The following is a 10756-nucleotide window of genomic DNA, read 5'->3' on the forward strand; positions in this document are numbered from 1 at the left end:
GCATCCCGGGAGAGGCTCGCTGTCAAGGATCGCGCAGCGACCGCGAAGCGGCGCCGAAGGCGTCCTTGACAGGGAGGCCCGGGATGCTAGGCGCGCGGACAGCCCGACCCCGAATGACCCGACGAAGCAGACCCCCCGTGACGAAGCAGAACCCGGGTGACGCAGAGGACGAACGTCAGGGAACGACGCCGTTGGCGACGAACGCGGCGTAGGGGTCGACCGGGTCACCGCCGCCGGGGCGGACCTCGACGTGGAGGTGCGAGCCGGTGACGTGGCCGGTGGAGCCGACGGTGCCGATGATCTCGTTGCCGGTGACGACGTCACCGACGGAGACGTACTGCGAGGTCTGGTGGCAGTACCAGAGCTCGGTGCCGTCCTCGAGGGTCACGACGGTCTTGTTGCCGTAGGAGCCGTCGTAGCCGGCGAAGGTCACGATGCCGTTGGCGATGGCGTGGATGGGGTCGCCGTTCTCGCCGTTGAAGTCGAGGCCGGTGTGATAGCTGGCCCAGAGGCCGTACTCGCCGAAGCGGGCGGTGAGGATGGCCGGGTCGATCGGGAGGAACCAGCGGTTCTCCTTGATCTTGGCGGCCTGCTTCTCGGCCTGGGCGGCCAGCTCGCCGAGCGCGGCGTTGCGCTCCTCGGCCTGGGCCTCCGCGACGGCGACGAGGTCGGTGTCGCTGGCCTGCTCGAGGGTGGCGCGCTCGCCGCTGCGGCTGGCCGTGGTGCGCACGTCGCCGACCGTGGCGATGCCGCCGGAGCCGCTCAGCGCGCTGGCGGGGCGTACGTCGTTGACCACGGTCCCGGCCAGGGCCGGGCTGGTGGCGTCGGGGGAGTAGAGGACGCCGCCCACGGCCACGGCCATGGTGGCGACGCCGAGCAGGACCGGCGCGGAGGGCAGGCCGCGGAAGAGCGGGCCGCGCGAGCCGGCGTGCTTGACGGCCTTGCGCTTGCCGGGCGTCCGGTCGCGGACCAGGGGCAGCTCGGCGGTGTGGTCGAGGTCACCGAAGTGGTGGGTGCCGGACGTGACGGCAGCCTCGGAGCGCCCGAGCGGGACGACCGCCTCGGGGGCCGGGCGGGCGGCCCGCCGTCCGACGTAGGCGCTGTCGTCGTGGGTCTCCGAGGGTCGGCGGCCGGGGCCGCGGCGTTCCGCTCGGTGGTTACCCATGGACAGACGACTCCCGTACGTGAAGGACTGGTGGACGCTGGTGCTGGCGCTCGGCGCGGAACAGACGTTTCGTGGACCGGTGCGGCGCGGCCCCGACTGTAACCGATGCCGAGCACGCCCGGTAATCGGGCGGAACCGGATTGTGGACGGCTAGGACCACCCCTGCAGGGGAACGGCCCGAGCGGTCGCCGGGCACCCACCAGAGCTGTGGGACGAGGCGGCGGCGGACCTCGTCGGCGGCCCGCCGCGCCGCGGGTCTAGGGTGCGGCGAGGAAAATGCCTTGCGTGAGCACGACCCGTTCGCGCAGTCGAGAGACACCCAGAGACACACCGAGAGACATGGTGGACCAGTGGACCTGATGGAGTACCAGGCGAAGGAGCTCTTCGCCAAGCACGGCGTCGCGACGACCCTCGGGGTCGTCGTCGAGACCGCCGAGGCCGCCAAGGCCGCCGCCGAGGAGATGGGCGGTGTGACCGTCGTCAAGGCGCAGGTCAAGGCCGGCGGTCGCGGCAAGGCCGGTGGCGTCAAGCTCGCCAAGACCGCGGACGAGGCCTTCGAGCACGCGTCCAACATCCTCGGGATGGAGATCAAGGGCCTGACGGTCAACCGGGTGCTCATCACCCCGGCGACGCCGCCGGAGGAGGAGTACTACTTCTCGTTCCTGCTCGACCGCTCCAACCGCCAGTACCTCTGCATCGCGTCGGTCGAGGGCGGTGTGGAGATCGAGGAGGTCGCCAAGACCAACCCCGACGCCGTCAAGCAGATCCCGATCGACCCGGGCAAGGGCGTCGACGCCGCCAAGGCGCGCGAGATCGCGACCGAGGCCAAGTTCCCCGAGGCGGTGTTCGAGCAGGCCGTCACGATGATCGAGGCGCTCTACACCGTCTTCGTCGAGGAGGACGCGACGCTCGTCGAGGTCAACCCGCTCGCGCGGTTGGCCGGCGACAAGCTCGAGGCCCTCGACGGCAAGGTGTCGCTCGACGAGAACGCCTCCGAGGTGCGTCACCACGAGCACGAGGCGTTCGAGATCAAGGACGAGGCCGACCCGCTCGAGGCCAAGGCCAAGGCCAAGGGCCTCAACTACGTCAAGCTGGACGGCGAGGTCGGCATCATCGGCAACGGCGCGGGCCTGGTCATGTCGACCCTCGACGTCGTCGCCTACGCCGGCGAGGCGCACGGCGGGGTCAAGCCCGCCAACTTCCTCGACATCGGTGGCGGCGCCAACGCCCAGGTGATGGCCGACGGCCTCGACGTGATCCTCAACGACGAGCAGGTCAAGAGCGTGTTCGTCAACGTCTTCGGCGGCATCACCGCCTGCGACGAGGTCGCCAACGGCATCAAGGGTGCGCTCGAGATCCTCGGCGACGCCGCGACCAAGCCGCTCGTCGTACGCCTCGACGGCAACAACGTCGACAAGGGCCGGGCGATCCTCGACGAGCTCAACCACCCGCTCGTCACGCAGGTGGACACGATGGACGGTGCGGCCGACAAGGCCGCCGAGCTCGCGAACGGTGGCAACTGACATGTCGATCTACCTCAATAAGGACAGCAAGATCATCGTCCAGGGCATCACCGGTGGGATGGGTGCCAAGCACACCACCCTGATGCTCCAGTCCGGCAGCAACATCGTCGGCGGCGTCAACGCCCGCAAGGCCGGCACCACCGTCGAGCTCGACGGCAAGGAGCTCCCGGTCTTCGGCACCGTCGAGGAGGCGATGAAGGAGACCGGCGCCGACGTGTCGGTCGCGTTCGTGCCGCCGGCGTTCACCAAGGACGCCTGCATCGAGGCGATCGACGCGGGCATCGGCCTGCTGGTCGTCATCACCGAGGGCGTGCCCGTGCAGGACACCGCCGAGGTGTGGTCCTACCTGCAGAGCGACGCCAACACGGCCGGCACCCGGATGATCGGTCCCAACTGCCCGGGCATCATCACGCCCGGCGAGTCCCTGGCCGGCATCACGCCCCACACCATCGCGGGCACCGGCCCGGTCGGTCTCGTGTCGAAGTCGGGCACGCTGACCTACCAGATGATGTTCGAGCTCAAGGACTACGGCTTCTCGACGGCCATCGGCATCGGCGGCGACCCGATCATCGGGACGACGCACATCGACGCCCTGGCGGCGTTCGAGGCCGACCCCGACACCAAGGCGATCGTGATGATCGGCGAGATCGGTGGCGACGCCGAGGAGCGCGCCGCGGCCTACATCAAGGACAACGTCACCAAGCCGGTCGTCGGCTACGTCGCGGGCTTCACCGCCCCCGAGGGCAAGACCATGGGCCACGCCGGCGCCATCGTCTCCGGCTCCTCGGGCACCGCGCAGGCCAAGAAGGAGGCCCTCGAGGCCGTCGGCGTCAAGGTCGGCAAGACGCCGTCCGAGACCGCCGCCCTCATGCGCGAGGTCCTGGCCAACCTCTGATCCACCTCTCGCTGACCCGTCCCCGATCGGGGACGGGTCAGCGCATTTTTCGGCCGTACGACGTCAGCAGCCGGCCACGGTGAACGCACACTGCGCGGCGACCACGTCGGCGGCCCGGGTGGCCATCGAGGCGGCCAGGTCCTCGGCGTCGCCGGCGTCCTGGACGATGCCCTCGCCGGAGGTGCTGTCGAGCAGGATCGAGCGACCGACCCGGACCGCGTGGAGCGCGCTCATCCCGATGGCCGGCTCGCCGTCGTACTCGGTGCTGCGCACGACCGCGAACGAGTCGCCGCCGACCTCGGTGTCCACGAGGCGAAGGGGATAGCTGAGTCCGTCCTCGGTCGGTGTCGGGCAGGAGCCGTAGAAGTCGCGCAGCGCGGCCAGGTGGGCGACCGCGTCGTCGGCGTCGGCGAAGGTGAGCAGCTCGCGCGAGAGGTAGGCCTCGACGTCGGAGTACTGGGCGCGCAGCACGTCGGTCGTCCCGGCAGCGGGGCCCCTGCTGTCGCACGCGTAGTCCGGGAACGACGCCAGGAGCCCGTCGACCGGGAGCTCCAGGCCCGCGGAGCCGGGCTCGACCGTCCTCGTCGGCCAGCCCGACGCGAGGGGGAAGTCGTCCAGGATCTCGCCGTCGGCAGGGGGCGTCGTCGACGTCGGCCCGCCGAGGTCGCTGAAGACCGCCAGGGCGTCGAGCACCGGCTGGGACGACTCGCGGGCGAAGTCGACGAAGGAGGCGATGGCCTCGTCGCTGCCCCCGCCCTCGCCGTAGTAGGACGACAGGTAGAGCGCGTTGCCGACCGCGACCAGCTCGATGACCTCGAGGCCGGCGTCGAAACGGCCGTCGAGGCGGTAGCGGTGGGTCACGGTGGCCGAGCCCTGGGCCGTGTCGACGACCTGGTAGACCTGCTCGGTGCCGCCGAGGTCCTGGCTGGGGCAGGCGGCGTAGGCGTCGCGCAGGGTGTCGAGCGCCTGCTGGGCGTCGAGCTCGTCGGCGTAGACCGCGACGAGGCGGGAGCGGGTGTCCTCCGCCTCGCCGGTGTACGACGCCCCGGCGCGGTCGAGGGTGGGCACGGGGACCTGCTGCGACCAGACCACGTCGCCGCACAGCTCGACGTCGCGCCACGAGGGGCGGTCGGTGACGGTGACGGGCGAGCCGTCGTCGCCGTTGGTCGCGGGGAGTCCGGCGGCGAGGGGGAAGTCGTCGGGCACCGCGGTGACCTGGGCGGGGTCGACCGGGACGTCGGGGGTGCTGCCGTCGTCGACGGGGGAGTCGGACGGGCTGGCCGCACTGCTGGTGGGGGTGGGAGCCACGGTGGCGCCGGCCCGGTCGGCCCGGTCGGCGTCGGGACCGTCGGGGCCGGCCTCGGTGGTGTCCCCGCAGCCGGTGAGGAGGAGGGCGGCGACCGCGGCCGCGGCGAGCAGCGTCCGGGGGCGTCGGAGGTGGCGGGGGGCCGTGGTCGTCATGGTCGTTCCCTTCGTCGTCGTTGCGGGTGGGACGACGCCCGACGACGAAAGGTTGTGGCAGGGGCTCAGCCCTGGGCGGCACCTTGAGGTGCCGGCAGCTGGGCGAGCCGGGCCCGTGCGCGCACGGCGAGCGCGAGGAACGCGCCGGGCTGCAGGTCGGCGCCGCGAGCGGGGACGAAGCCGATCTGGGCGACGCCGGTGCGGGCGCGGACGATCGCCATGTAGAAGACGACCGAGCGGGCGTCGGTCACCTTGATGTCGAGGCGCCAGGCGGTGAGCGAGAACGCCTTGGTGTCGGTGCGCGAGAGCTCCTCGACCTCGGTGTTGAGGTCGCGCTCGGGGCAGCTCGCGAGGCGGCTGCGGACCTGCTCGACGAGCGCCTGGGCGCGGCCGACCGGGAGCGCGCCGACGGTCTCGGTCAGCCCGAACTCCTGGGGCAGGTCGGCCTCGGGCACGACGAAGGTCCGGGTGGCGGTCCGGCTGAACCGGGCGCCCTTGAAGGGGTCGGAGAACGACGTGGAGTCGCACCCGGTCGCGGCCGCGTTGGTCGTGGGGCGGCTCGGCTCGGTGCCGACCCAGGGGCGGCGTACGCCGGTGACGGGCGGCAGGTCGACCTCGGAGAGCAGCGCCGGGCGCTGGCCGGTCGGCAGCGGGTCGCGGTCGACCACGTCGGGAGCGTCGGGGGCGCAGCCACCGCCCTCGGGCAGCGCGCAGAGCTTGCCGACGCCGGCCGCGAGCAGGGCCGCGCCGGCCTCACGGTCGGGGGTCGCGTCGCCGACGAGCCGGACGGCCGTGGTCGTCGTGTAGCCGCCGGTGCGCGCGACGCCGATGACGTAGGTGGTGACGGGCGAGCGCCAGCGGCGCAGCACGAACTGCAGCGCCTCGTCGCCGACCGCGGTCGGGGTACGGGTGCCGAGGAGCTGGACCTGCGACTCGGTGCAGCCGGCGTACCAGGCGGCGGTGGTGCGGAACGTGCGCCGGGCGGCCCGGGTCGTGGCGGACGCCTCGGTGAGCTGGACGGCGACGGTCCTGCCCGCGCCGCCGCGGCCCGGGCTCTCGAGCTCGCGGACGAGGGTGGCCTTGCCCCTGGGGTCGGCGTAGCGGTCGCGCTGGCACGGCACGGCGAGCCCGTTGCCGGCACTGTTGTCGCCGGTACGGACCTGGGCCCAGCGTCCGGCGTAGCGCTCCTGCAGGTCGGTGGGGACGAGCAGCGACGACTCGGGCAGCGTCACGGCGACCGGGGTGTCACTCGCGCGGACCGGGCCGACCGGGAGCAGCGGCACCCGGGTGCCGGCCTCGTCGAGGGAGGGACGTACGCCGGCCGCGTCGGTGACCAGCGACCCCGAGATCACGACGGCCGCGACGGCGCCGAGCACGCCGACGATCGTGTGGGTCCGGCGGCGCGCGGCCCCGGAGCGGCGCACGATGGTGGCCCGCGGCCAGCGGCCCCGGCCGTGGACCGAGGCGCCGAGCCGCTCGAAGACCGCGCGCAGCTCGACGGTCTCGACGTCGAGGGCCAGGGCCAGCGAGGCGGCGCCGGACTGGAGCTCGCGCTCGGCCTGCTCGGGTGGCAGACCGACCTCGCGGGCCATCTGGGGCATCGACACCGACGCGAGCTGGGTCAGCACCAGCGCCCGGCGCTGGGCGATCGACAGTTTGCCGAGGGCGTCGAGCGTGGCCCGCACCTCCGGCGCGATGTCCTTCTCGCGGTGCCACACCCGCGCCGTGTGGTTGCGCTGGGCCAGCCGCCAGGCGTGCGGGCGGACGACCTCCTCGGGCTGCTCGAGCCGGGAGAGCTTGCGCCAGCGGTGCCAGCCCACGACGAAGGCCTCGCGGACCGCTCGCCGCGACGCGCCCAGGTCGCCGGTGAGGGCGTAGGTCTGGGCGAGCAGTCGTTCGCGCGCGTCCTTGTAGAAGGCGTCGAAGTCGTCGGGCTGTCGCATGGCGTCCTTCACGGTAGACGAACACGGCGTTCGGGCCCGAGTCGGCGTGGCGGCGCCGAGGAGCCGCCCGCTCTTGTCACGATGGTCCGGCCATGACGACCCTCCTGCCGCCTCCCCAGAGCAAGACCGGCCGCTCGAGCGAGCAGGTCCGCCAGGACCTCACCACCCGACGTCCCCTGGTCCTGCTGGCCACCGGCGGTGGCGTCGCCGCCGCGGCGGCCACCCTGCTGGTCTGTCTCGCGACGGGCCTCGCCGGCTGGTACCTCACAGACGGGGGCTCGCACGGCGCCCCGCGCTACGGCCTGCGGGTCGGTGCGCTGTCCTGGCTGATGGGCCACGGCTCGGGCGTCAGCATCGACGGCGTGGCCGTCACCGCGATGCCGCTCGGCATCACCCTGCTCTCCGCCTGGGCGATCTGGCGCACCGGCCACCGCCTCGGCGCCTCGGTCGCGGGCCACGGCCCCGACGCCGGCGGCATCGCCGACGGGCAGCGCGACGTCGTGGTCCCGCTGGCCGCCAGCCTGTTCGCCGCCGGCTACGCCGTCACGGCGGTCGCGACCGCCACCGTCGCGGCCTCCGCGTCGACCTCGCCCAGCGTCCCGCGGGTGGTCCTGTGGTCCCTGCTCCTATGCCTCGTGGTCGGCGTACCCGCGATCGCGGCCGGGTCCGGCCGGGCCGCCATCTGGACCGCCGCCCTCCCCGTGTCGGCGCGCGCCACGGCCCACGTCGCCCGGCGGGTCGTGCTCCTGTGGCTCCTGGTCTCGCTCGTGGGCTTCCTGGTCGCCCTCGTCGTCGACTTCTCCACCGCGGCCAACGTGATGGGCCAGCTCGGCGGGGGCGGCGGCGCCGTGGTGCTCGTCGTCGTGCTCGGCCTGGTCCTGCTGCCCAACGCGGTCCTCTTCAGCGGCTCCTACCTCCTCGGTCCCGGCTTCACCGTCGGGACCGGCACCCTCGTCTCGCCCGGCGGGGTCGTCCTGGGCGCGCTGCCGGCGTTCCCGATGCTCGCGGCGCTTCCCGACGACGGCCCGGTCCCCGCCTGGACCGGCTGGCTGGTGCTGCTGCCGCCCCTGGTCGCGTTCGTCGCCGCCGCGTGGTCGCAGTGGGTCTGGCCGACGGCCTACTACGTCGAGGGTGCCGTCCGCGGCGCCGCCGGCGGGATCATGGCCGGCGTCCTGTTCAGCGTCGCGGCGTCGCTCTCGGGGGGTGCGGTCGGGCCCGGCCGGATGCGCGACGTGGCGCCGTACGCCTTCGACGTGCTGCTGCACGCCGTCACCGCCTTCGGCATCGGCGGGCTCGTCGGCGGCCTGGTCGTCACCTGGTGGCAGCGGCGGACCATGCCGGTCGAGATCGAGCTCGACCAGTAGTCTCCGGGGCGTGTCAGCGCGCCTGGTCGTCCTCGTCTCCGGCAGCGGGACCAACCTGCAGGCGTTGCTCGACGCGTGCGCCGACCCGGCCTATGGCGCCGAGGTCGTCGCCGTCGGCGCCGACCGGTCCGGCATCGAGGGCCTGGAGCGCGCCGAGCGGGCGGGGATCCCGACGTTCGTGCACCGGGTCAAGGACTTCGCGTCCCGCGACGAGTGGGACGCCGCCGTGGCGCAGGAGGTTGCCGGACACCGGCCGGACCTCGTGGTGCTGGCCGGCTTCATGAAGCTCGTCGGCGACGCCTTCCTCGCCGCCCACGGCGGGCGCGTGGTCAACACCCACCCGGCGCTGTCGCCGTCCTTCCCCGGGATGCAGGGCCCGGCCGACGCCCTCGCCTACGGCGTCAAGGTCAGCGGCTGCACGCTCTTCGTCGTGGACGCCGGCGTCGACACCGGCGTGATCGTCGCCCAGACCGCCGTGGCCGTCGAGGACGACGACACCGTCGACACGCTGCACGAGCGGATCAAGGTCGCCGAGCGCACGATGCTCGTCGACGCGGTCGGCCGGATGGCGCGCGAGGGGTTCACCCTCGACGGGCGCCGCGTCCGCTTCGGGCGATAGAGTCCAGCCACACGACTGGCGCGGGTGGGCAACCACCGGGGAGTGATCGTGAGGCCATCGACCGCCTGGGTGGCCCTCCTTCCTCGACGTAGGAGCACCCACTGATGGCTGACCAGATCCCGCTGGACCGGATTCCCCTGAGACGAGCGCTCGTCTCGGTCTACGACAAGACCGGGCTCGAGGCGCTCGTCCGCGGCCTGCACGACGCGGGGGTCGCGCTCGTCTCGACCGGCGGGTCCGCCGCGCTCATCGAGGGCCTGGGCCTGCCGGTGACCAGGGTCGAGGACCTCACCGGCTTCCCCGAGTGCCTCGACGGGCGCGTCAAGACGCTACACCCCCGGGTGCACGCCGGCATCCTCGCCGACCGGCGCCTCGAGTCCCACGTGCAGCAGCTCCGGGACCTCGAGGTCGAGCCGTTCGACCTCGTCGTGGTCAACCTCTACCCCTTCACCCAGACCGTCGCGTCCGGCGCCGCTCCCGACGACTGCGTCGAGCAGATCGACATCGGTGGGCCCTCGATGGTCCGCGCCGCCGCCAAGAACCACCCGTCCGTCGGCGTCGTGACCTCGCCCGCGGCCTACGACGACGTGCTGGCGGCCGTCGCGGCCGGCGGCTTCACGCTCGCCCAGCGCCAGCGGCTCGCGGCCGAGGCGTTCGTCCACACGGCGACGTACGACGTCGCGGTGGCCTCGTGGATGGGCAACGTGCTCACCGACACCTCCGACGGCGACGGCTTCCCGGCCTGGGCCGGCGCGACGTGGACCAAGGCGTCGACGCTGCGCTACGGCGAGAACCCCCACCAGCCGGCCGCGCTCTACCTCAACGGGTTCGGCACCGGGCTCGCCCAGGCCGAGCAGCTGCACGGCAAGGAGATGTCCTACAACAACTACCTCGACACCGACGCCGCCCGGCGCGCGGCCTACGACTTCGACGAGCCCGCGGTCGCGATCATCAAGCACGCCAACCCCTGCGGCATCGCCGTCGGCACCGACGTCGCCGAGGCCCATCGCCGTGCCCACGAGTGCGACCCGGTGTCGGCGTTCGGCGGCGTGATCGCGTCGAACCGGCCGGTGAGCGTCGCGATGGCCGAGCAGGTCGCCGAGGTGTTCACCGAGGTCATCGTGGCGCCGGCCTACGACGAGGGCGCCGTCGAGGTGCTCGCCCGCAAGAAGAACATCCGCGTCCTCGTCTGCGAGCCTGCCGTGCGCGGTGGCGTCGAGACGCGACCGGTCTCGGGCGGGCTGCTCATGCAGCACCGCGACGCCGTCGACGCCCCGGGCGACGACCCGTCGACCTGGACCCTGGCGACCGGCACCCCGGCCACGCCCGAGGTGCTCGCCGACCTCGCCTTCGCGTGGCGGGCCTGCCGCGCGGCCAAGTCCAACGCCATCCTGCTCGCCAAGGACGGCGCCTCGGTCGGCGTCGGCATGGGCCAGGTCAACCGCGTCGACTCCTGCAAGCTCGCGGTCACGCGCGCGGGGGAGCGGTCCGTGGGTGCGGTCGCCGCGTCCGACGCGTTCTTCCCCTTCGAGGACGGTCCCCAGATCCTCATCGACGCCGGCGTCACCGCCATCGTCCAGCCCGGGGGCTCGGTCCGCGACGAGCTGACCGTCAAGGCGGCCGAGGCCGCCGGCGTGACGATGTACTTCACCGGCACACGCCACTTCGCCCACTGAGCGAGCAGCAGGTCCGCGAGGAACGAGCGGACCTGCGTCGCGAGCGAAGGTCGAGCGAGCGACACGACCGAGGAACGAGGTCGTACGAGCGCGTCGAGACCACCGCAGGC

At 73.1% G+C, this 10756-nt stretch carries 8 protein-coding genes; 5 read left to right on the top strand and 3 right to left on the bottom strand.

The window, feature by feature from the left end:
• Window positions 1-175: 175 nt before the first annotated feature.
• A complete protein-coding gene (locus Q7T52_RS03395; protein ID WP_304799398.1) occupies window positions 176-1165 on the bottom strand; it encodes a M23 family metallopeptidase in 990 nt (329 codons plus the stop codon).
• A gap of 350 nt (window positions 1166-1515) precedes the next feature.
• Here Q7T52_RS03395 and sucC point away from each other — a divergent pair, with 350 nt between their 5' ends.
• Together sucC and sucD are read left to right on the top strand one after the other, a co-directional pair.
• Entirely contained in the window at window positions 1516-2688 is a 1173-nt protein-coding gene (sucC, locus tag Q7T52_RS03400) for an ADP-forming succinate--CoA ligase subunit beta (protein WP_304799400.1), read from the top strand.
• 1 nt (window position 2689) lies between these two features.
• The gene (gene sucD / locus Q7T52_RS03405; RefSeq protein ID WP_304799402.1) at window positions 2690-3583 is read left to right on the top strand and encodes a succinate--CoA ligase subunit alpha; all 894 of its coding nucleotides are present in this window, start codon (window positions 2690-2692) and stop codon (window positions 3581-3583) included.
• Between the two features lie 63 nt (window positions 3584-3646).
• Here the strand turns inward: sucD and Q7T52_RS03410 are convergent, their stop codons facing one another.
• Both Q7T52_RS03410 and Q7T52_RS03415 read right to left on the bottom strand, forming a co-directional pair.
• On the bottom strand, window positions 3647-5044 hold the full coding sequence (locus tag Q7T52_RS03410) for a hypothetical protein (RefSeq protein WP_304799404.1): 1398 nt from the start codon (window positions 5042-5044) through the stop codon (window positions 3647-3649).
• A 65-nt stretch (window positions 5045-5109) separates the two neighbouring features.
• Window positions 5110-6987 (bottom strand): hypothetical protein, encoded by a 1878-nt coding sequence (locus Q7T52_RS03415; RefSeq protein ID WP_304799406.1) that lies wholly within the window; start codon window positions 6985-6987, stop codon window positions 5110-5112.
• Between the two features lie 92 nt (window positions 6988-7079).
• On the opposite strand from Q7T52_RS03415, the gene Q7T52_RS03420 reads away from it, so the two are divergent.
• The 3 genes from Q7T52_RS03420 (at window position 7080) to purH (ending at window position 10646) form a co-directional block, all read left to right on the top strand.
• Complete coding sequence (locus Q7T52_RS03420) at window positions 7080-8351, top strand: DUF6350 family protein (protein ID WP_304799408.1); 1272 nt, start codon at window positions 7080-7082, stop codon at window positions 8349-8351.
• Between the two features lie 10 nt (window positions 8352-8361).
• Entirely contained in the window at window positions 8362-8970 is a 609-nt protein-coding gene (gene purN / locus Q7T52_RS03425; RefSeq protein WP_304799410.1) for a phosphoribosylglycinamide formyltransferase, read from the top strand.
• 104 nt (window positions 8971-9074) lie between these two features.
• Window positions 9075-10646 carry a bifunctional phosphoribosylaminoimidazolecarboxamide formyltransferase/IMP cyclohydrolase gene (gene purH / locus Q7T52_RS03430; RefSeq protein WP_304799412.1) on the top strand — a complete coding sequence of 524 codons (1572 nt, stop codon included), beginning with the start codon at window positions 9075-9077 and terminating at the stop codon, window positions 10644-10646.
• Window positions 10647-10756 lie beyond the last annotated feature (110 nt).

The organism is Nocardioides sp., assembly GCF_030655615.1.
GTDB lineage: Bacteria > Actinomycetota > Actinomycetes > Propionibacteriales > Nocardioidaceae > Nocardioides.

Excerpts from the sequence above, each read along its gene's own strand:
- Q7T52_RS03395 (WP_304799398.1), bottom strand. The coding sequence starts at position 1,165 with ATGGGTAACCACCGAGCGGAACGCCGCGGCCCCGGCCGCCGACCCTCG.
- sucD (WP_304799402.1), top strand. The coding sequence starts at position 2,690 with ATGTCGATCTACCTCAATAAGGACAGCAAGATCATCGTCCAGGGCATC.
- Q7T52_RS03410 (WP_304799404.1), bottom strand. The coding sequence starts at position 5,044 with ATGACGACCACGGCCCCCCGCCACCTCCGACGCCCCCGGACGCTGCTC.
- Q7T52_RS03415 (WP_304799406.1), bottom strand. The coding sequence starts at position 6,987 with ATGCGACAGCCCGACGACTTCGACGCCTTCTACAAGGACGCGCGCGAA.
- Q7T52_RS03420 (WP_304799408.1), top strand. The coding sequence starts at position 7,080 with ATGACGACCCTCCTGCCGCCTCCCCAGAGCAAGACCGGCCGCTCGAGC.
- purH (WP_304799412.1), top strand. The coding sequence starts at position 9,075 with ATGGCTGACCAGATCCCGCTGGACCGGATTCCCCTGAGACGAGCGCTC.